The organism is Bradyrhizobium sp. SZCCHNR2028 (assembly GCF_032380995.1).
Lineage (GTDB): Bacteria > Pseudomonadota > Alphaproteobacteria > Rhizobiales > Xanthobacteraceae > Bradyrhizobium.
Map to the genome: position 1 here is coordinate 240,801 of NZ_JAUHJF010000006.1, position 20,479 is coordinate 261,279.

Genomic DNA, 20,479 nt, shown 5'->3' on the forward strand with positions numbered 1-20,479 from the left:
GATCAATGTGACGAAGGTTTCGATCCCGCTCGGATGGAACCGCAGACTATGACGGCCATTGTCGAGAGCTTGACCCGCTGGTCGAACGACAAGCGCGAGCTTCTCGTCGTCCTCCTGATCGTCACCACGATCATGGCGATGATCCTGCCGATTCCGACGGCGCTCGTCGACGTCATGGTGTCCGTCAACATCGGCGCGTCGATTCTGTTGCTGATGGTGGCGTTCTACTTGAACGCCGCGGTCGAATTCTCCGCACTTCCGGCAATCATTCTCATATCCACGGTGTTCCGGCTCTCGATTTCCATCACCATTACGCGCCTAGTGCTCAGCCAGGCCGATGCCGGATCCATCGTTCAGACCTTTGGCGAGTTCGTCGTTTCCAGCAACGTCGTGGTTGGGCTCGTGGTGTTCCTGATCATCACGATCGTCCAGTTCGTCGTCATCACCAAAGGATCTGAACGGGTCGCCGAAGTTGCTGCCCGATTCACGCTCGATGCGCTGCCGGGCAAGCAGATGAGCATCGATGCCGACCTTCGCAACGGCGACATCAACCAGGCCGAGGCCCGGCGCCGCCGACGCCGGCTGGAGCGCGAGAGCCAGCTCTACGGAGCGATGGACGGCGCCATGAAGTTCGTCAAAGGTGATGCGATCGCCGGTCTCATCATCATCGCCGTCAACCTCGTTGGCGGCATCGTTGTCGGCACCGTGCAGCACAGGCTGCGTATCAGCGAAGCGATCCAGCTCTACTCGTTGTTGACGATCGGCGACGGCCTGGTCTCCCAAGTCCCGGCGCTGTTCGTGTCGATGGCGGCGGGAACGGTCGTGACCCGGGTTGCGACAGAAGCGCCGAGCAATCTTGGTTCCGAGATCATGGAGCAGATCACGTCGCAGCCGCAATCCCTGCAACTGGCCGGTCTCATGATGCTCGGGCTGGCGTTCGTACCGGGTTTTCCGGCGCCGATTTTCCTTTTTATGGCCACCGTGTTCGGCGGCTCCGGCGTTGCGATGCTCTTGGCTCGGCGGCGCGCACAACGAACCTCCGGCACGGCGCAACGGTCCGACCCGTCAGAGCCCGCGAGAAGTTCGCGGATCGCTATCCCGGCGGCCAAGTCTGCACCGATCATGATCCTCGCGGAAGCCGCCTTGTGCGATGAACTGCGGGGAGCCGGTATTCATGATCGGATCAGGCGGACACGACAGGACGTGGCAGACTGGCTCGGATGCGCCTGTCCAGGGGCGGCAGTCGACGAAAGCAGCGACCTGGCGCCCGGTCATTTCAGGATCGAGCTGCATGGCGTGCCTCTTCTGCTCTCGTCCGGTGAACTGGATCAGCCGGCAGCCCGAACGGCGGGGGGACCGGCCATCTCCGCAGTCGATGCCGAGCTGCGGCGCGTTCTTGTCCGCTATGCGCCGGAGTTCCTCGGCATACAGGAGACCAAGCGCCTGCTCAACCAGTTAGAGGCTGACTACGCCGACTTGGTGCGCGAGGCCTTGCGTGTGGTCCCTACACAGCGCATCACCGATGTCCTTCGCCGGCTGCTCGACGAGCGGGTCTCCATCCGCAATCTGCGGCTGATTCTTGAGACGCTGGCCGAGTGGGGAATGCGGGAGCAGAGCAGCGTCATGCTGGTCGAGCACGTGCGGCTGGCGCTGCGCCGGCAGATCTGCTTCGAAAGCTCAGGCTTTGATCGGACCTTGCGCTGCTTCGTGCTTGATCGACGGACAGAGGAAGCGATCCGAACGGCCGTGCACGCCCTCGATGAAAACGCTCAGACGTCTCTCGATCCTGCCGTCAGCACGCGCCTGCTTGATGCGTTGACCCGGCAGCTTGCCGACGTCGATCATCTTGCCGCATCGCCGAGTATTGTACTGGCCTCCGCCGACCTGCGCCGGGTGGTCTGGACGCTGCTTGCGCCGTCCGGTCTCAATGTGGTCGTGCTCTCCTATCAGGAAATCTCAAAGGACTTTCGGGTCGAGCCCATCGCCGTCCTTGGATTGGATGAATCACGCGAGCAGGCTGAACCTTCCCCGATCCCGGCGATGCAATGAACCAGTCAACCCGCGACGACACCTGCGAGGTTTCGAGACCTGAACTATAAGACAGTGCAATATCCGTAGGAAGTACATGCGTAGCTCTGAAGGCCGGGAAACCGCGTTCAACAACCATCTGAAACCAAGTGCCGGTGTTTGCAGGCGAATGGCGCTGGCTGGCAGCATCGCCGGTCTGCTCTGCGCCTGTTCGTGCTGAGCCCAGACATTGGCGGACCGGTGCCGACGCCCGCGACCGCACGCGCCTCGGTCGAGGGTCGCAATCTCCCGGCCTCCACGGCAGCCGCAGAAGCTCCCGCCAACCAAGTCGCCGGGATGGAAGACAAGGACAATCGAATCAGAAAAGCGCGAAGCGAGCTCGCCAGACATCAAGCCGAGCCCGCCCTGGCAATCTTTACCAGCGTGCTCGCCTCGGACCCCGAGAACATTCCGGCGCTCAACGGCCTCGGAGTGGCTCTCGACATGCTCGGCCGCCATGACGAAGCTCAGACAGCCTATCGTCAGGTGCTCGCAATCGCTCCCGCCGACATGATCGCAAGCAACAATCTGGGCCTGTCGCTTACCTTGACGGGCCGGTACGCCGACGCGATGACGGTTCTGCGGCCGATCGCGCTCGGTGAGAGCGCCTCGCCTCGTGCACGCCAGAACCTCGTGATCGCTATGGCGCTGAGCGGAGATCGCGATGGCGCCGCCAGGCTTGCGCGGGTCGACCTTCGGGAAGAGGACGTGAGGCTCAATCTCGAGATGCTCTCGGCGATGCGGCGCTGACGATGGGACCGTTTCGAATTTCGCCATCCGCCTGGCTGACCTCGATCGTGGTGATCCTTATCATGCTGGTTCATTGCGCGCCGGCGTCATCCAACGCGCGGCAACAGGTGCGGATCTACGCGTCTCAGGGCGAGATGCTGACCTTGCCCCGTCCGGCTTCCAAGGTCTTCGTCGCCGAGCCGGCTGTTGCGGACGTCCAGGTCGCGGCCGCCAACCGCGTCTTCGTTTTCGGCAAAAAGCCCGGCCGTACGACGCTCTTCGCGCTCGACGATTCCGGCGCGACCGTCGCGACGTTCCGGATTGCGATTGCCTATGACGAGAGTGATCTACGGCAGCTGCTGCGAGCTCAATTCGCAGACCTCGACGTCAGGCTGTCGCGGACGCCGCGCGGCGCGGTGCTGAGCGGGCTGGTGCCCAACGCCGACATCGCCGAGAAGGTCCGCTCCACCTGCGCGCAGTTCCTCGGCGAGGACGAGGTGCTGCTCAATCAGTTGAAGATCGGCGGTAGCACGCAGGTGAACCTGCGGGTCCGTATTGCCGAAGTCTCGCGCAACGCGGTGAAGCAACTCGGCGTCAACTGGGAGGCCGCAGGCTCGGCCGGTGGCTTCAGCTTTGGGCTCTCGTCGGCGGCCTCAGGCAGGATCAATACGCCAGCGAACGGCAGCTACAGCGTGACTGCCATCGTGGATGCGCTCGCTCAGGAGGGACTGGTTTCAATCCTGGCAGAACCGACGCTCACCGCTGTTTCGGGTCAGAAGGCGAACTTCCTGGCAGGCGGCGAATTTCCGATCCCCGTCGCCCAAGGGCTGGACCGCATCTCGATCGACTTTCGTCGCTACGGCGTGGGACTGGAGTTCACACCGACGGTGCTCTCCGATCGTCTGGTCAACCTGCAGGTCAAGCCCGAGGTCAGCGAGCTCTCGAACGAAGGCGCCCTGATCATGAACGGCGCCCGCGTCCCGAGCCTGATTACCCGGCGGGCGGAGACCACAGTCGAGCTCGGCAGCGGGGAGAGCTTCGTAATCGCCGGACTACTGCAGAACAAGTTCAACACCGGCCTGGACATGTTGCCGGGGCTGGGCGACCTGCCGGTACTGGGGGCTCTGTTCAGGTCGACACAGTTCCGGAAGAACGAATCCGAACTAATCATCATCGTCACGCCCACAATCGTTCGCCCGATCAGCGAATCGGCACGCATACCTGTCCCAACCGACTTCGTCGGGCCACCTTCCGAGCTGGAGCGCATCATATTCGGCCGTCTCGGAACGACCCGCCCCGGGGCAGGCCCGATCGAGGTGCCGGTGCCAGGCCGGAGATTGCGTGGCGATGCCGGCTTCCTGATCGAATGACGGTCCTCCAAGGAGCGATAAACATGGCACCGATCAGAAGCGGCCTCGCCATCGCCCTCGCGGTGCTGGCTGCAGGCTGCGCTGTGGACCGGACGGCACCGCCACCGCAGCTCGCAGGTGAGACCGTTCATTACGTCTACGATGTACCTGCAGGACGCTGTTCTACGGCGAGTTCCGGCGTCGAACACTTCGTGGCCGCGACGGCGAATGGCCGCCCTGAAAGCGTCCGTGCCTGGATCGAAGGACCGCCGGGGCCATGCACGGCGGCGATCGAGCATTCCATCATCCGAGCCGGCGTGGATCGCTCCCACGTCAGGCATGACGTTGCCTCGGCAATGCACCACGCGACGCGTGTTCACATCGATCGCCTGCTCATCAGCTCCGTTCGCTGCCATCTGTCGGATGGCTTCAATCGCGGCATCTTCGCCGACAATACTGCCGATCCGGCCCTCGGCTGCAGCACGGCTGCGGCCCTTGGCGGCATGGTTGCGGATCCGGAGGATCTTCAAGCCGGAAAAGGACGCAGCCGCGCGGAAGGGGAACCGGCCACCCGCGCGGTCGCGAATTTGCGCGGGGAGCAACCAACCCGTGCCGAACCAACCGGCGAGGACCACCCGCAGACCACGGCTCATCCCGCGCAATGATTGTTCAAACCGGAGAGCTCAGCCGTCGCCATTCCGACCTGGAGAGACCTCAGCGTCGCACGTTGCTTAAGGATAAAGCGGAGGCGATGGTGCCGTTGATCCGCAGATTTCTTGATCGCAAGCCCTCGGAGAGCTCAAATATTTTCCTGCGAAAGAGGTCGGGGGCGAAGTATCCAGAGGAGGTACGCCTCCGACTTCCACGTGAAGACGCGGTCGGGTTCGAGACAGCGGATCTCGACGTCGCAGCGTCACGGCGCGCTGGCTCAGCTGCCAAGTTGTACGTGTTGGATTATGCGGCTAAGTCGCTCTCTCCCTCGGTCTCTTCGAGTTCACTGCCCGAAGAAGCCTCTGTAGGAAGCGGACGAGAGCGGCTTTTCGAGAACTTCGGTCCAAAGCATGCGCCGTTTGGTTAAACTCCGTTCCGCCAAGGACGCCTTGAATGTAGCCAGAGATTGTGTCTGCCGCCATGGTGAGCGCCGTATCAAGCGTATGGATGTACTTGCTGGTCACCGAACCTTTGGCATGCCCACGAGCGCAGCAATGGCTACCTCGGTAAAGCCGAGGTCGTTGGCGATATTCGCGAAGCTATGACGTAGAACGTGCAGGGTGATGTCCCATAGCGGGGAGTGTTCAAAGATGGGCTTCCATTGATTGGGAAGCTGCCGAACGCATTGTCATCGCCTTGCCCCGGGAACACGTATGTGCATGAAGTATCTTTTCGCTGGCGCGAGCATTCTGATCGTCGCGTGCCACCATCGCAGCAGCCCTAGGGCGGCATGAAGATGTGCCGCGTCGAACCATCTCGATCTTCACGGCCTGGAGCAGCGGCGATGGCGCAACGCTGCGCTCAGAACCATAGCGCAGACTTCAGTGCGCGCGGCGAGAGGTTGATCGGCGCGCCGCAGTCCTGCAAGAAAGCGACACGATGACGACCTCGCCCTTGATCCTGCCGGACGCTGCCGAGGGACGCTGGCTCCTGGTCGTGGTCGGTCGTCTCGATGGAACGTCGCTCCCCCCAAAGGACTCTTTTTCGAGCCGGCTACATAGATGACATCGGCTTTTGCAGCGGCCTGGATCGGGCTTTGACGCAGCGACCGCCGCGCCACGACATCGTCCCTTACGATCACATGTGTTCGGACCGCTCCTTCTTTTTTCGGCCGGACGAGAGCGGCAGCTCACTGGGCAGCGTCGAGGTGAAGGAGGCACTGGTCTACGATCAGTACATGCGAGGCGACATCGACTTCACGGGCTTCAGGGTGACCATCTCGCTACGAGAGCAGGCCTACCAAGCCTATCTGAGTCATGTCGGCTTGATGCTGCAACCTGAGCTGCGCGATCGCGAGTCCTGGGATGGCCGCCTTCTCTTCCGCATCCCCTCGCGTCCTTTCGCGTTTCCCATGCCGCGCAGAAACTCCGATCCGTGGACGTTCGGAAAACGGGTGGTCGACCCATTGCAGGTGATCGCTCGGTTCGCCTTCGACGAGATCGAAATCCAACGGCTGCGTGACGACCGAGGCCGCCGCGTGACCATGGGCGAGGCTGCGTGCGACAGGGATCCCGGCTGGCAGGCGCCCTTGCGTCTGCGGGCCTGACGCGCAGCGCGCCTCAGCCACGCACCACGCCGGCCCGCGCCTTCAGAAACTCGCGCGCGACGATCAGCTTCTGCACTTCGGTCGCGCCTTCGTAGATGCGCAGCGCGCGGATCTCGCGGTAGAGGCTCTCCACGATCTCGCCCTTGCGGACGCCGCGGCCGCCGAACATCTGCAAGGCGCGGTCGATGACGCGCTGGGCGGTCTCAGTGGCGGCGAGCTTGGCCATCGCCGCCTCGCGCGTGGTCGGCAGCTTCTGCACGTCGCGGCGCCAGGCCGCGCGGTAGGTCAGCAGCGCCGCGGCATCGGTCTCGGTCGCCATGTCGCCGAATGCGGCCTGCGTCATCTGCAGGTCGGCCAGCGCGCCGCCGAAGATCTGCCGGCTCGAGGCATGCGCCTGCGCCTCGTCGAGGGCGCGGCGACCGAAGCCGAGGGCCGCAGCCGCCACCGAGGCACGGAAGATGTCGAGCGTCTGCATCGCCAGCTTGAAGCCGCCGCCGGGCGCGCCGAGCCGGCGGCTGGCCGGGATGCGGCAATTCTGCAGGCGGAGCGTCGCCAGGGGATGCGGTGCGATCACCTCGATGCGCTCGGCGACGGAGAAGCCGGGGTCGTCCGGGAAAACGACGAAGGCGGAGATGCCGCGTGCGCCGGGCGCCTCGGCGGTGCGGGCGAACAGCGTGTAGACGTCGGCGATGCCGCCATTGGAGATCCAGGTTTTCTCGCCATCGAGCACGTAAGTATCGCCGTCCAGCCGCGCCGCGCAGGCCATCGCGGCGACGTCGGAGCCCGCCTCCTTCTCGGACAGCGCGAAGGCCGCCAGCCATTCGCCGGAGCGCACCTTGGGCAGCACGCTGGCACGCAGCTCCGGCGAGCCGCCGAGCGCGATCGCGCCGGAGCCGAGGCCCTGCATGGCGAAGGCGAAATCGGCGAGGCCGTCGGCATAAGCGAGGGTTTCGCGCGACAAGCAGATTGCGCGCGAGTCGATCGCGGTAGCGTCCGCGTCCGCGTCCGGCGCGACGACCGCGCTGTCGAGCAGCCCGGCTAGGCCGAGCGCATGCACGATCTTGCGGCAGGCGGAATCGACGTCACTGTGATCGACATCGTCGAGGCTGCCCGAGCCGACGAAGCGATCGAGCGCCTCGCACAGCCGATGATGCCGCGGCTCGAAGAACGGCCAGTCGAGCCAATCGCGCGGGATCACCTTGGCCGATGCACTCATGATGGACCTGTCCGCCAGATTATTTTAAGTATAAAATAATTGGCAATCGATCGGCTTGTCAAGGTTCCGGCAGCGTCATCCGCGACCCGCCGCGTCCGGTGCGCTTCACTCCGCCGCCTTGCCGAGCTTGCCGAACACGCGCGTCGGCGCCGGGAAGCCGCAGGACGTGCCGTCGGTGATCTTGACCTGATCCTCCCACGGCAATCGATAGGTGCCGGCGACCATGTCGTGCATGAAGGTGTAAGGGCAGTCCATCGCGCCGCCTTTCACCGCGACATAGCCGCGGTGCCAGAGCTGATAGATGTTGTTCTCGACGCCCCAATTGATGCGGGCCTCGCGCACGAGATCGGGGCGCACCTCGGCGGTGATGATCTCGTCGGGCCGCCCCGTCGTGCCGTGCGCGAGAATGCTGCCGTCGAAATTGACGATCATGCCCTCGCCCATGGAATCGAACGAGCCATCGGAGCCGCACATGCAGACATTGGCGGTGACCATCAGGTTCTGGAACGCGTTGGCCTGGTTGGTGAAGCGCCAGCTGTCGCGGATCGGCGCGGTGTAGCCGGCGGTGCGGATCATGATCTCGGCGCCCTTGTAGGCGCATTCCCGCGCCATCTCCGGGAACATGCCGTCATGGCAGATGATGAGTGCGATCTTGGCGCCACGCGGTCCCTCGATCACGGGGATGCCGAGATCGCCGGGCTCCCACGGCTCGACCGGAATCCACGGATGGAGCTTGCGGTAATACAGCTTGATGTCGCCGTGGTCGTCGATGATCAGACCCGAATTGTAGGGGTTGCCGTCGGGGTTGTGCTCCATGATGGAGAAGCAGCCCCAGATCCTGTTGTCGATGCAGGCCTGCCTGAAGGCCGCGACCTCCGGCCCGTCGCGCCGGCACATGATCTCCGGATTGGTGTCCATCGACAGGCCGTGCAGCGAGTACTCGGGGAAGACGACGAGATCCATGGTGCCGAGATTGCGCCGGGCCTTGCCGACCATCCAGACGATCTTCTCGGTCTGCCGCGCGAGGTCCTCTTTGGTCACGACCACGGGAAGCTGAAGCTGCACCAGCCCGATGACCACGCCGTTGTCGGATTTGTTGAGACCGCCTAAGCCGTTCATGCCGGACCTCCCAGAATGTCGCCGCTGCGCGAGACGTTGCCCAAGACAACCACGATTTCACGAGAGTCGCGCGCCGATATTTCAGCCCGCCATTTGCCGCTTGCGGAGGCAGACGCCGCCGGCGTTTCGGGAGTCAGATGACAGATGATCGTTGCAGGCGCGCTTGGAACCGCGTCAGCGCGCGGCCGAAAACGGCCGCATCACCGGTCGCGCGCGCCAGCACCAGTGCGCCCTGGATGCCGAGCACCACCTCCTCGGCGCTATCGGCGGCCCGCGCCGCCGGCCAGCCGCCGCGGACCAGCGCCTCGCGCAAGGCCTCGATCCAGCGCGTGAAGTAGCTGGCGATGGCGGCCGCGAAACGATCCCGCGTCTCGTCGAGCGCAAACGCCCCGACGAGGCAGACGCGGCGGCCGGAGCGGAAGTAGTCGTCGACGCCGCGCCACATCCGCGGGATCGACTGCTCCGGCGGATCATTGCGCAGCGGCGCATAGATCTCGCGCTCGAACCAGGCGTCGACATGCGCCAGCACCGCGCGCCCCATCTCGTCCTTCCCGCCTGGAAAGAAGTGATAGAGGCTGCCTTTGCCCAGTCCCGTCGTCTCGGTGATCCGGCTGAGCGAGGTGCCCTCGAAGCCGAACTCGCGGAACACCTCGGCGATCAGCGGGATGACGTCGGCGCGCTCGTTGAGCGTCCGCATGGCTCTGCCTGCTTCAAAGTCCCAATTCGGTCAGGCCGGGATGATCGTCCGGCCGGCGCCCGAGAGGCCAGTGGAATTTGCGATCGTCCGCCTTGATCGGCAGGTCATTGATGCAGGCGTAGCGGCGCTGCATCAGCCCCTGCGCATCGAACTCCCAGTTCTCATTGCCATAGGAGCGAAACCAGTTGCCGCTGTCGTCGTGCCACTCATAGGCGAAGCGCACCGCGATCCGGTCGTCGCTGTGGGCCCAGATCTCCTTGATCAGGCGGTAGTCGAGCTCCTTGGCCCATTTGCGGGTGAGGAAGGCGACGATCTCGGCACGGCCGGTGATGAACTCGGCGCGATTCCGCCACCGGCTGTCGGGCGTGTAGACCAGCGACACGCGCTCGGGGTCGCGGCTGTTCCAGCCATCCTCGGCCATGCGCACCTTCTGGGTCGCGGTCTGCAGCGTAAACGGCGGGGCGAGAGTGCTCACGGGACATCTCCTTGTGTACCAACTCGCATACTCTGTACCGATTGGTACAGATCGTCAAGCCGCTTATATCGAACGGAGCGCCCGACACAAGCTCGGCCGTACGCAATCCGCGTCAACGCGCGAAGCCTATGCCTGCGGTGCCCCTCTACCGAATGCGCGCGCCGCGACAGTCAGAACCCTTGTGTGCTCAGCGGAAATTCGATGTTCTGCTAAGGGAACCGACCGCGCCGCGGGGGCGACACGGTCCGCCGGCTACACTTTTGAGGATATCGGACATGTCGATGCTCACGCCGCACGGCGAGTGCCTGCTGTGGACACCTGAGCTGATCTGGGTGAACACGGTGTCCGACATCCTCATCTCGTTCGCCTTCTTCACCATCGCGTTCGTGCTCGCCTTCATCGTCTATCGCCGCCGCGACTTTCAGTTCAGCTACATCTTCTGGGCCTTCGCGCTGTGGGTGTCCGTGTGCGGGATGACACGCCTCATCGAGGTGCTCACGATCTGGGTTCCGGCCTACAGCCTGGAGGCGGCCACCAAGGGCTTCCTGGCCTTCATGTCGGTCGGCATCGCCTCGGCGCTGCTGCTGATGCTGCCGCGGGTGCTGACGATGCCGTCCCGCGCCGAGCTGCGGAACGCCTATGCGCAGCTCGAGGAGGAGACGCGGCAGCGGCGCACCGCCGAAGCCATGGTCAAGCGCTTCCAGGAGATCGAGGCCACCGAGGCGCAGGTGCGGCAGGCACAGAAGATGGAAGCGATCGGCCAGCTCACCGGCGGCGTCGCCCACGACTTCAACAACATCCTGACCGTGATCACCGGCACCATCGAGATCCTGGCCGACGCGGTGAAGGACCGTCCGCAACTGGTGCAGATCACCAGCCTGATCAACTCGGCGGCGGCGCGCGGCGCCGATCTGACGAAGCACCTCCTGGCCTTCGCCCGGCGCCAGCCGCTGCAGCCGCGCAGCGTCGACATCAACGGCATGGTGGTCGACACCGCCCGCCTGCTGCGCCGGACGCTCGGCGAGCAGATCGAGATCGAATCCATGCTGGCGCACGATTCGGCGCCGGCCATGATCGACCCCAGCCAGCTGTCGACCGCGATCCTGAACCTCGCGCTGAACGCGCGCGATGCCATGCCGGACGGCGGCAAGCTGACCCTGGAAACCAAGAACGTCCTGCTCGACGCCGCCTATGCGCGCATGAACCCGGAGGTGATCCCCGGCAACTACGTGATGATCGCGGTCAGCGACACCGGGGAGGGCATCCCCGCCAACCTGCTCGACAAGGTGTTCGAGCCGTTCTTCACCACCAAGGATGTCGGCAAGGGCGTCGGCCTCGGGCTGAGCATGGTCTACGGCTTCGTCAAGCAGTCCAACGGACACATCAAGATCTACAGCGAGCCGGGGCACGGCACCTCGGTCAAGCTGTACCTGCCGCAAGCCAATACCGATGCGGACGCGGCACTATCGACCATCAGCGCCGAGGGCATGGAGCGCGGCGACGAGACGATCCTGATCGTCGAGGACGATTCGCTGGTGCGCGAATATGTCATCGCCCAGATCAAGCGGCTCGGCTACACCACGCTCGCGGCCAGCAAGGCCGACGAGGCGCTCGCCCTGATCGATAGTCCGGTCCGCATCGACCTTTTGTTCACCGACATCATCATGCCCGGCGGCATGAACGGCCGCCAGCTCGCGATCGAGGCGCTGAAGCGGCGTCCCAGCCTCAAGGTGCTGTACACGTCCGGCTATACGGAGAACGCGATCGTTCACCACGGCCGCCTCGATGCCGGCCTGCTGCTGCTCACCAAGCCGTATCAGAGCGCCGATCTCGCACGCATGCTGCGGACCGCACTGAACTCTTGACCGTGCGATGCGCGACGCATGATCCGGCTTGCGGGCACGCGCGTTTCCGGGCGGTGATGCGCACCTTCTTGCGGAGCTGAGGGACTTGAATGGCCGAGATGTTTTCACGCTGGCTGGCCGCCGTGCAGGCCTATGCGTCGGCCGATGACCCGCAGTCCGACATCGCCGCCAAGGTCGCGCTGGTCATCGTCTCCAACCAGCCGTTCTATCCGCTCTATCTCCATGCCATCGTGGGTACGGCGGCGTGGCCGGCCTGGCTGACGCTGCTCACGGCGCCATTGTTCGCCAGCGCGCCTATGCTCGCGCGGCGCAATCCGTTCGCCGGCCGCGCCCTGATGGTCCTGACCGGCACGGTCAACACGGTGTTCTCCGTCAAGCTGCTCGGCGCGCAGAGCGGCGTCGAGCTGTTCTTGCTGCCTTGCGCCCTGCTCGGCGCGGTGCTGTTTCGGCCAGCGGAGCGCCTGATGTCGTTGCCTTTGTTGGGACTGCCATTCGTGTCCTATCTGCTGATCGATCCCTGCCTTGGCGAGCCGCTGATGAAGGTCGCCGACTCCAATTTCGCGTCGCTCGTCGCGATCAACGCGACCAGCGTCGGCGCGCTGACGGCCCTGATCGGGATCCTCGCTGCCGCACGCATGGCGGCGCAGCAAGCCCGCCTCGTCCCTGCTCAAGACTTCGACGCCCAGATCGGCCCTGGCGCGCCGCCGCTGCGACGGCGGTGCCACATCTGGTCGTAGAGATCCTGCAGCGACCGGGCATAGGCGGCAGCGTCGAACAGCGGCGCGGCCAGCCGGTTGCGCCAGAGCCTGGCCTTAGCCGCTTGCAGCATATCCGGCTCGGCGGCGAGCGTCAGCGCCACCGCCAGATAGTCGGCCTCGTCCGATGCAATGAGCTCGGGACATCCGACCGCATGTAACAGGCTGCCGGCGACCCGCGAGGCAAACGTGTCCCCGGCGCAGCTCACGATCGGCACGCCAGCCCACAGCGCGTCGCTCGCCGTGGTGTGGGCGCCATAGGGTGCGGTGTCGAGCACGAGATCGGCGAGCTGGAGCCGGCGCAGATGCTCACCTTGCGTCGTTTCCGGCGCGAACACCAGGCGACCGGGCGCCACGCCGCGCCGCAGCGCCTCGCCGCGCAGATTGCCCTCGGCCCGATCGGACGCCAGCAGCCACAGCACGCTGTCCGGCGTCGCGTCGAGCAGGCGGCACCACAGGTCGAACACCGCGGGCGTGAACTTGTAGGCCTGGTTGAAGCAGCAGAACACGATGCCGGCGTCCGGCAGACCGACCTCCGCACGGGTCGGCGCCGAGCCCAGCGCTGCCCGGCCGTGCGGCTGGTACGAATGCGGCATGTAGGCAAAACTCTCCGAATAATCGGCCGCAAACGCCAGCGGCGTCATGAACGGATCGGTGATGATGTAGTCGCAGAGGTCGCCGCCCAGCGTCCCGGGATAGCCGAGGAAGTTCACCTGGACCGGCGCCGGATGCAGCATCAGGATTCCGGTCCGGGCACCGCGCGTATAGCCCTTGAGGTCGACCAGAATATCGATCTGCGCGGCATGCACCGCGGCCGCGGCGGCGCTGTCGCTCAGCGCGGTCACATCATGGAAGCCGTCGAAGACGGCGTGCAGCCGGCCCCGCATGGCGCCGCGATCGTCGGCGCCGAATGAGAAGGCGTGCAGCTCGCAGCGATCGCGGTCATGCGCCTCGAGCGCTTCGATCAGCAGATGCGCCGTGGCGTGGTCGTGGAAGTCGTTTGAAAGGTATCCGACACGAAGCTTGTCGCGGAATGTCAGATCGAAGCGAAAATCCAGCCGCGCCCGCTCGGCGCTGCTGGCGGCGATCCGGTCGCGGGTCCACAGCTCGGAGCAAAGGCGATGCTCGCCGGCGCTCATGCCGGGCACCGAGAGCAGCAGGAATGGCGGAATCTGCCCCGATCTCGCCTGCGCCAGCGACAGCCGGGCATCGGTCGACGACCGGGCGAAATCGTCCCAGGCACACATGCCGCGGTCGCGCCCGAGCGATCTCATTCAGGTCCATCCTTGGCGGAGGCTGAAATCAGACCCAGCAAGTCCTGCGCCAGACCCCGGCCTGCAGATGAAATGGAGGCGCGCTGTGACGACTCCCTCGCTGTAGCTCGGGCGCCGATCGCGCCGCGGGAATGACGCGCTGTGTCCGAAGAACTACGCGGCCGCCATCTGCAGCTGCGACGGCCGGGAGGAGGCTCCGTGATGGCTCATATTGTAGTTGATGTTCGCCGGCGGTTGCGACGGCGCCTGGCGAGCGACGAAATAATCCTCGAGCTCGGCGACCGCACGGCTTTCCCATTCGGCGGCCTGCATCAGCAGCGAGTCGCGCTGATGCGGGCGAAATGCCGCGGTCTGGCGGTACAAGGAGGCGATGGTCCGATAGCGCCTTACGTTCTCGAGAACCGCTTCCCCGTTCATGATGCACTCCCCTCTCCGTCCTCCAGGACGCGCCGAAGGTGCACGTGCGCGCTTTGCGAAATCGTTAGCGGGCGGGACAGCGTGTCCGGATGGTTGGCGAATCGTTGCCTAACGCACTGCGGCGGATTGTCCGGTTCGTGGAAAGAGGTCGGTATCAGTTGACCGCCCATCCGGATTTACAATGACTTAAGGTTAAGACCATACGCGCAGAAAGTGACGCCGTCACAGACACCTACGATCACGAGTGTTGTAGTTGGACTACAGCCTAACAGGCCAAATTGTGAGAAAAACTTGTCTCAATGTTGCACATTTTAATTGAGGATTGTGACCGATGAAGACCCTTGCCTCAGCCGTCTCTTTGCTCCTCGCCAGCTCGCTCGGCGCATTCGCCGCGGATCTGCCGGCCAGCTACACCAAGGCTCCTCCCCCGGCCGTGATCTACAATTGGACCGGCTTCTACTTCGGCGGCAGCGTAGGCTACGGCTGGGGCCGGTCGAACTTGAACACGACGCTGGACCAGACCAGCAGCTGGGCGGTCGAAGGCGCCGCCTTCCAGAATCAGTTCGTCAACATCAGCAACAACCGGCTCAATCCAGCCGGCGTGCTCGGCGGTCTGCAGGCCGGCTACAACTGGCAGAGCGGCGCCGGCGTCTTCGGCATCGAGGCCGACATCAACGGATCGGACCTCAACAAGCGGACAGTCTACACGGCGGCCAACCCGCCCACGACCCGCACCTTCAACGAGAGCATCCGGAACGACTGGTTCATGACCCTGCGCGGCCGCGCCGGCTACGCGGTCGATACGACGCTGTTCTACGTCACCGGCGGTCTCGCGGTCGGCAATGTCAAGGGCAGCTGGGATCTGACCTCGGCAAACGGCTACACCAAGACCGCCTCGGCCAACGAGACGCGGGTCGGCTGGACGGTCGGCGCCGGTGTCGAGCATGCGTTTGCGCCGAACTGGACCGTCAAGGCAGAGTATCTCTACACCGACCTCGGCAGCATCAACTACACTTCGGCCTACGTCCCGGGCAGCACCTTCGCCCCGCCCGGCTCGAACTACGTCGAGCGCCTGTCCCAGGACTTCTCATTCCACACGGTCCGGGTCGGCGTGAACTACAAGTTTGGTGGCCCGGTGGCCGCGCGCTACTGATCGCCGTCATCCATAGCGACGCCATTCAAGGAAAAGCCTCGGCCCAGTGCCGAGGCTTTTTTGTTGGGGTCTAGGGCGGGTCAGGCCGCCGCGATCGCCGCCCGGAAGCGCCGCAAGGTCAGCGCCAGGACCACGGCGCCGATGGCGGCGACCGCAGCGAATTGCGGCCACACCACATCGATGCCGGCGCCGCGATAGAGGATCGACTGGGCGAACGACACGAAATGCGTCGACGGCGACGCCTTCATGATCGTGGCGAGCCACACCGGCTGGCTTTCCACTGGCGTCATCCCGCCAGACAGCAGGTTCATCGGCACGGCGACGAGGATATAGAGCAGGCCCAGCTGGGGCATCGATCGCGCGATGGTGCCGAGAAACAACCCGACGGCGGTCGCGAAGAACAGATAGAGCACGGTGCCCACCATGAACAGCGGGATCGAGCCCATGATGGGCACGTGCAGATACCACCGCACGACGGCATAGAGCGCGATGGCGACGGCGACCGCGATCACCAGCGCGTTGGCCCAGATCTTCGACATCGCGATCTCGAATGGCGACAGCGGCATGACCAGCAGATGATCCATGGTGCCATGCTCGCGCTCGCGCACCAGCGCCGCGCCGGCCAGGATGATCGCAAGCATGGTGACGCTGTTGATGATGCCCATCACGCCTTCGAACCAGGCGGTCGTGACATTGGGATTGAACGCGATCCGCGTCACCAGATTGACCGGGGAGGGCGAGGATGTCTCGGAGCGGGCCACGAACCAGGCGACCTCGGTGTTGATGATCTGCAGCGCATAGCCGGATCCGATTCCCGCCTGGATCATCGCGGTCGCATCGACGTTCAGCTGCACCGACGGCCTCCGCCCGGCAAGGACGTCGCGCTGGAAGTTCGGCGGGATGTCGAGCACGAACGTGAAGCGGCCGCTGTTCATGAGCCGCTCCACCTCGCCCTGGCTGATGTAGACGGGCGGCTGGAAGTAAGGCAGCTGGAATACGCTGGCGATCCGACGCGACAGCTCGGAGCTGTCCTCATCGACGACGGCGATCGAGGCGCGATGCAGCTCCTGCGAGCTGCTCTGCGCCTGGCTGATCACCGCCACCGTGAACGAATAGATCACGAGCCCGATCAGCACGACGTCGCCGAACAGGCTGCGCAGCTCCTTGGTTCCGAGCCAGAACACGTTGGAGAGCGAGCGCATCATGGCTCACGCCTCCTGCTTCGGCAGCATCGCCAGGCTGAACCCCGTCAGGACGGGAATGAAGATCAAAAGGATCAGGATGTCGGCGCCGACATCGGCAAAGCCCAGCCCCTTGGTGAAGGTGCCGACCGCGATCGGGCGGTAGTACGTCATCGGGAAGACCATGCCGATCAGCTTGGCCACACCGGACAGCGACGACACCGGGACCAGCATGCCCGAGAACTGCGTGGCGGGCAGCACGGTGAGGATGGCGGTCCCGAACAGAGCCGCAATCTGGGTGCGGCAGAAGGTCGAGATCAGCATGCCGAAGCCGGTGGTGGTGACGACATAGACGAACGTACCGACCATCAGCGGCAGAAGGGCCCCCTTGAGGGGCACGCGGAACAGGACCGTCGCCATCACATACATCAGCACGAAGTTCACCAGCGCGACGGCGATGTAAGGCAGCTGCTTGCCGAGCAGGAATTCGAGCCGCGTCACCGGCGTGACATAGAGATTGGTGATCGACCCCAGCTCCTTTTCGCGCACGACCGCGAGCGCCATCAGGATGGCCGGAAACAGCGCGAGCAGCAGCGCGATCGTGCTTGGGGCCATCGCGTAGATGCTGTCGAAGGATTGGTTGTATTTGAACCTGATCTCGACATTGACCGACGAGGCCGGCAACGGCTGCGTCGTCTTGACGGCGGGATCGGAGAGATAGAGCTGATGCGTGCCCTCGAGATATCCGCGAATGGTTTCGGCGCGGAACGGCATCGCGCCGTCGATCCAGGCCGACACGAAGGCCGGCCGGCCGCGCTTGATGTCGACACCGAAGTTCGGCGGGATTTCGATCGAGGCCTTGATGTCGCCGATCTTCATCCGCCGTTCGAGCTCGGCATAGTCCGCGAGCGGTGGCCTTTCGACGAAATAGCGCGAGCCTCTGAGCTCCGACAGATAGGCACGGCTCTCCGGCGACTGATCGCGATCGAGCGCGGCGAAGGTCAGGTTGTTGACGTCCGTGGAGATGCCGAAGCCGATCACGATCATCAGGAACGCCGTTCCGAACAGCGCGAACATCAGCCGGATCGGGTCTCGGATCAGCTCGAGACCTTCGCGGATCGTATAGGCGAGCAGCCGCCGCAGACTGAGGGCGGCCTGCCCCCGGTCGTCCTGCGGCCGATCGACGGGACGCGGATCGGGCTTCGCCTGGGTCAGCGTGACCGGCGGATCGGCGACGCCGGCATCCTGCTCGAGGAAGGCGATGAACGCCTGCTCCAGCGTCTGCGCGCCCTTGGCGCGGATCAGCCCGTCCGGCGTATCGGTCGCCAGCACCCGCCCCTCATGCATCAGCGACAGCCGGTCGCAGCGCGCCGCCTCGTTCATGAAATGCGTGGAGACGAAGATCGTCATCTCATCCTGACGCGAAAGTTCGATCAGCAGGCGCCAGAACTGATTGCGCGCGACCGGATCGACGCCCGACGTCGGCTCGTCCAGGATCAGCAGATCGGGTCCGTGGACGATCGCCACCGCGAGCGACAGGCGCTGGCGGATGCCGAGCGGAAGATCGGCCGCGAGGCTGTCGATATGGTCGGTGAGGTCGCAGCGCTCGACCAGTTCGGCAATCCGCTTCCCGGCAGCGGCCAGCGGCAGATGGAACAGCCGCGCATGCAGCACCAGGTTCTGCCGCACCGTGAGCTCGCCATAGAGCGAAAAGGCCTGTGACATGTAGCCGACGCGGCTGCGCGATTCATGATTGCCGGCCTCCATCGAGCGGCCGAAGATCAGCGCCTCGCCTTCGGTGGGCGGCAGCAGCCCCGTCAGCATCTTCATCGTCGTGGTCTTGCCGCAGCCGTTCGAGCCGACGAAGCCGAAGATCTCGCCCTTGCGGATCTGGAAATTCACGCGGTCGACCGCGGTGAAATCGCCGAAGCGGCAGGTCAGGTCGCGCGCGACGATCACGGTCTCTTGGCTGCCGTCGAGCTCGGACTTCGCCGGCATCTCGGCCCGGTCGCGCGCCGGGCGGTCGGGCAGCAGCGCGACGAATGCGTCCTCGATCGACGCCGCCTTGGTCTGCGCCTTGAGCTCCGCCGGTGTGCCGGTCGCGAGGATGCGCCCGTCGTTCATCGCGATCAGCCAGTCGAAACGCTCGGCCTCCTCCATATAGGCGGTCGCGACGATGACGCTCATGTCCGCCGCGCTGCGCGCGCGCAAGCGGTCGATCAGGTCCCAGAATTGCCGGCGCGACAGCGGATCGACGCCGGTGGTTGGCTCGTCAAGGATGAGAAGATCGGGATCATGGATCAGCGAGCAGCACAGGCCGAGCTTCTGCTTCATGCCGCCGGACAGCTTTTTCGCCGGCCGGTCGGCGAAATCGGACAGCGCCGTCGCTTCCATCAGCTCGGCGATGCGCCACTCGCGCTCGGACCTCGACTGGCCGAACAGCCGGGCAAAGAACGCGATGTTCTCGCGCACGCTGAGATCGGGATAGAGATTCTTGCCGAGGCCCTGCGGCATGTAGGCGATCCGCGGACACACCTGGGTGCGGGCGCGCCGGTCCGCCATGTCGACGCCGAGCACGCGCGCTTGGCCGTCCTGGATCGCGCGCGCGCCGGCCAGGATCGACAGCAGCGACGACTTGCCGACGCCATCGGGACCGATGAGCCCGACAACGCGGCCGGTGGGAATATCGATCGAGACATCGTCGAGCGCGACGACGTCTCGATAGCGCTGCGAGACGTTCCTGACGATCGCGACCGGAGGCGCATCGCCGATCGTGTCAGCCGTCATGGCGACACGTGCAGACGCGCCGGCCATGCGACGTCCGGATTCCACCGGACATACGCCACGCCCGGCAACCCGCTCCTCACGGCATCGGCGTGCGCGGCCAATCTGTCCTGATCGACGCGCACACGGATGCGAAACATCAGCTTGTCGCGCTCGCTCCGGGTCTCGACCGTCTTCGGCGTGAACTGCGCCTGGCTCGCCACGAACGACACTTTCGCCGGGATCGGACGATCCGGATAGGCGTCGAGCACGATGCGCGCCTCGGTGCCGATCTTGACCTTGCCGACCTCCTCGGTCGGCAGGAACACGTCCATGTAGACATAACCGATGTCGAGCATGGTGAAGATCTTGCCTCCGACGGCGAGGACTTCGCCGACATTGGCGAGACGATATTGAATGCGGCCGGGCTTCGGCACGATCAGGGAGTTGTCGGCGATCTGGACGGTGTAGAGCGCGACGTCGTGACGAACCGCTTCGAGCCCGCGTTCGGCTTCGAAAATTCGCGCCTGCGCGCCGGCGAGGCCGGCGGTGGCATTGTCGAGCGCCTGCTGACGCTGATCGGCCAGCTCGCGTGTGGTCCAGCCGTTCTGCAGCAGGCTGCGCGTGCGCTCCATCTCCTGCTCGGCGAGCGTCTTGTGCGCCTGCAATTGCGCGAGATTGGCGCGGGCCTGATCGACGACGTGCTGCGCCTGCTCGGCCTGGGCCTGCGCCTTCGACAGCGACTGCTGCAGCTCCTTCGTGTCCATCCGCGCCACGATCTGCCCGGCCTCGACGCGATCACCGATATCGGCGCGCAGCTCGGCGACGCGCCCGGCAAATTTGGTCGCGATGTCGATCTGGTCAGCCTCGATGCGACCGTTGCTGACGCTGATGCCGAGCGGCAGCGGCGGATGCAGCCGCTGCCACCAGACATAACCGCCACCGCCGGCGACTCCGCCGGCGAGCACGAGCAGCAGAAGCGGCCACAACGCCCACCTGCGCCGCGGCTGATGGGACACGGGAACAGGCACCGCCGACGCGGGAACGACAGCGCCGGGCTCAGCACGCACGTCCTGAACGGGCCGGATGTCGCTGACGAGCTCGGATTCCTGCTGATTCATTCCAAAAACGCCTTCGTCGCTGAAGCAGGCGTTCCGTTTGC

17 protein-coding genes and 1 pseudogene are annotated in these 20,479 nt (G+C 64.9%); 8 read left to right on the forward strand and 10 right to left on the reverse strand.

The genetic code is table 11. The annotated features are described in order from the left end of the window. Positions 1-48 precede the first annotated feature (48 nt). From QX121_RS13110 to QX121_RS13125, 4 genes are all read left to right on the forward strand, one after another. Positions 49-2,049 (forward strand): flagellar biosynthesis protein FlhA, encoded by a 2,001-nt coding sequence (locus QX121_RS13110; RefSeq protein ID WP_315812129.1) that lies wholly within the window; start codon positions 49-51, stop codon positions 2,047-2,049. Positions 2,050-2,364: 315 nt separating this feature from the next. Further along, positions 2,365-2,817 carry a tetratricopeptide repeat protein gene (locus tag QX121_RS13115; RefSeq protein ID WP_315812130.1) on the forward strand — a complete coding sequence of 151 codons (453 nt, stop codon included), beginning with the start codon at positions 2,365-2,367 and terminating at the stop codon, positions 2,815-2,817. Positions 2,818-2,864: 47 nt separating this feature from the next. Then, entirely contained in the window at positions 2,865-4,166 is a 1,302-nt protein-coding gene (locus QX121_RS13120) for a type II and III secretion system protein family protein (RefSeq protein ID WP_315812131.1), read from the forward strand. A gap of 23 nt (positions 4,167-4,189) precedes the next feature. Further along, positions 4,190-4,810 carry a hypothetical protein gene (locus QX121_RS13125; protein WP_315775773.1) on the forward strand — a complete coding sequence of 207 codons (621 nt, stop codon included), beginning with the start codon at positions 4,190-4,192 and terminating at the stop codon, positions 4,808-4,810. A gap of 297 nt (positions 4,811-5,107) precedes the next feature. Here the strand turns inward: QX121_RS13125 and QX121_RS13130 are convergent. Then, positions 5,108-5,513: pseudogene (locus tag QX121_RS13130) on the reverse strand (integrase); the annotation flags it as partial. 379 nt (positions 5,514-5,892) lie between these two features. Between QX121_RS13130 and QX121_RS13135 the strand changes: the two are divergent. Beyond that, positions 5,893-6,402 (forward strand): hypothetical protein, encoded by a 510-nt coding sequence (locus QX121_RS13135; protein WP_315812132.1) that lies wholly within the window; start codon positions 5,893-5,895, stop codon positions 6,400-6,402. 13 nt (positions 6,403-6,415) lie between these two features. On the opposite strand, the gene QX121_RS13140 is transcribed toward QX121_RS13135, so the two are convergent. From QX121_RS13140 to QX121_RS13155, 4 genes are all read right to left on the reverse strand, one after another. Further along, entirely contained in the window at positions 6,416-7,618 is a 1,203-nt protein-coding gene (locus QX121_RS13140) for an acyl-CoA dehydrogenase family protein (protein WP_315812133.1), read from the reverse strand. Between the two features lie 105 nt (positions 7,619-7,723). After that, positions 7,724-8,737 carry a formamidase gene (locus QX121_RS13145; protein WP_315812134.1) on the reverse strand — a complete coding sequence of 338 codons (1,014 nt, stop codon included), beginning with the start codon at positions 8,735-8,737 and terminating at the stop codon, positions 7,724-7,726. 133 nt (positions 8,738-8,870) lie between these two features. After that, on the reverse strand, positions 8,871-9,434 hold the full coding sequence (locus QX121_RS13150; RefSeq protein ID WP_315773272.1) for a TetR/AcrR family transcriptional regulator: 564 nt from the start codon (positions 9,432-9,434) through the stop codon (positions 8,871-8,873). A 13-nt stretch (positions 9,435-9,447) separates the two neighbouring features. After that, on the reverse strand, positions 9,448-9,909 hold the full coding sequence (locus QX121_RS13155) for a nuclear transport factor 2 family protein (RefSeq protein ID WP_315756784.1): 462 nt from the start codon (positions 9,907-9,909) through the stop codon (positions 9,448-9,450). Positions 9,910-10,184: 275 nt separating this feature from the next. Between QX121_RS13155 and QX121_RS13160 the strand changes: the two genes are divergently transcribed. Beyond that, positions 10,185-11,774 (forward strand): ATP-binding protein, encoded by a 1,590-nt coding sequence (locus QX121_RS13160; RefSeq protein ID WP_315756783.1) that lies wholly within the window; start codon positions 10,185-10,187, stop codon positions 11,772-11,774. 89 nt (positions 11,775-11,863) lie between these two features. Next, entirely contained in the window at positions 11,864-12,511 is a 648-nt protein-coding gene (locus QX121_RS13165; protein WP_315812135.1) for a hypothetical protein, read from the forward strand. Here the strand turns inward: QX121_RS13165 and QX121_RS13170 are convergent. Together QX121_RS13170 and QX121_RS13175 are read right to left on the reverse strand one after the other, a co-directional pair. Further along, positions 12,442-13,803 (reverse strand): UDP-N-acetylglucosamine-peptide N-acetylglucosaminyltransferase, encoded by a 1,362-nt coding sequence (locus QX121_RS13170; RefSeq protein ID WP_315812136.1) that lies wholly within the window; start codon positions 13,801-13,803, stop codon positions 12,442-12,444. The two genes, QX121_RS13165 and QX121_RS13170, sit on opposite strands and share 70 nt — an antisense overlap. A 153-nt stretch (positions 13,804-13,956) precedes the next feature. Continuing rightward, entirely contained in the window at positions 13,957-14,220 is a 264-nt protein-coding gene (locus QX121_RS13175; RefSeq protein ID WP_315812137.1) for a hypothetical protein, read from the reverse strand. A 331-nt stretch (positions 14,221-14,551) separates the two neighbouring features. Here QX121_RS13175 and QX121_RS13180 point away from each other — a divergent pair, with 331 nt between their 5' ends. Beyond that, the gene (locus QX121_RS13180) at positions 14,552-15,373 is read left to right on the forward strand and encodes a porin family protein (RefSeq protein WP_315812138.1); all 822 of its coding nucleotides are present in this window, start codon (positions 14,552-14,554) and stop codon (positions 15,371-15,373) included. 80 nt (positions 15,374-15,453) lie between these two features. Here the strand turns inward: QX121_RS13180 and QX121_RS13185 are convergent, their stop codons facing one another. Genes QX121_RS13185 through QX121_RS13195 form a run of 3 tightly spaced genes read right to left on the reverse strand, consistent with a single transcriptional unit; the run spans position 15,454 to position 20,438 of the window. Then, a complete protein-coding gene (locus QX121_RS13185; RefSeq protein ID WP_315784333.1) occupies positions 15,454-16,578 on the reverse strand; it encodes an ABC transporter permease in 1,125 nt (374 codons plus the stop codon). 3 nt (positions 16,579-16,581) lie between these two features. Next, positions 16,582-19,341, reverse strand: a complete 2,760-nt coding sequence (rbbA, locus tag QX121_RS13190; RefSeq protein WP_315812139.1) for a ribosome-associated ATPase/putative transporter RbbA — start codon at positions 19,339-19,341, stop codon at positions 16,582-16,584. Next, on the reverse strand, positions 19,338-20,438 hold the full coding sequence (locus tag QX121_RS13195) for an HlyD family secretion protein (protein ID WP_315812140.1): 1,101 nt from the start codon (positions 20,436-20,438) through the stop codon (positions 19,338-19,340). Before QX121_RS13195 ends, rbbA begins: the two co-directional genes overlap by 4 nt. Between the last annotated feature and the right edge of the window lie 41 nt (positions 20,439-20,479).

Coding starts and splice junctions, on each gene's coding strand:
- QX121_RS13110 (WP_315812129.1), top strand. CDS start 49: ATGACGGCCATTGTCGAGAGCTTGACCCGCTGGTCGAACGACAAGCGC.
- QX121_RS13115 (WP_315812130.1), top strand. CDS start 2,365: ATGGAAGACAAGGACAATCGAATCAGAAAAGCGCGAAGCGAGCTCGCC.
- QX121_RS13125 (WP_315775773.1), top strand. CDS start 4,190: ATGGCACCGATCAGAAGCGGCCTCGCCATCGCCCTCGCGGTGCTGGCT.
- QX121_RS13140 (WP_315812133.1), bottom strand. CDS start 7,618: ATGAGTGCATCGGCCAAGGTGATCCCGCGCGATTGGCTCGACTGGCCG.
- QX121_RS13145 (WP_315812134.1), bottom strand. CDS start 8,737: ATGAACGGCTTAGGCGGTCTCAACAAATCCGACAACGGCGTGGTCATC.
- QX121_RS13150 (WP_315773272.1), bottom strand. CDS start 9,434: ATGCGGACGCTCAACGAGCGCGCCGACGTCATCCCGCTGATCGCCGAG.
- QX121_RS13160 (WP_315756783.1), top strand. CDS start 10,185: ATGTCGATGCTCACGCCGCACGGCGAGTGCCTGCTGTGGACACCTGAG.
- QX121_RS13165 (WP_315812135.1), top strand. CDS start 11,864: ATGGCCGAGATGTTTTCACGCTGGCTGGCCGCCGTGCAGGCCTATGCG.
- QX121_RS13170 (WP_315812136.1), bottom strand. CDS start 13,803: ATGAGATCGCTCGGGCGCGACCGCGGCATGTGTGCCTGGGACGATTTC.
- QX121_RS13175 (WP_315812137.1), bottom strand. CDS start 14,220: ATGAACGGGGAAGCGGTTCTCGAGAACGTAAGGCGCTATCGGACCATC.
- QX121_RS13180 (WP_315812138.1), top strand. CDS start 14,552: ATGAAGACCCTTGCCTCAGCCGTCTCTTTGCTCCTCGCCAGCTCGCTC.
- QX121_RS13185 (WP_315784333.1), bottom strand. CDS start 16,578: ATGATGCGCTCGCTCTCCAACGTGTTCTGGCTCGGAACCAAGGAGCTG.
- rbbA (WP_315812139.1), bottom strand. CDS start 19,341: ATGACGGCTGACACGATCGGCGATGCGCCTCCGGTCGCGATCGTCAGG.
- QX121_RS13195 (WP_315812140.1), bottom strand. CDS start 20,438: ATGAATCAGCAGGAATCCGAGCTCGTCAGCGACATCCGGCCCGTTCAG.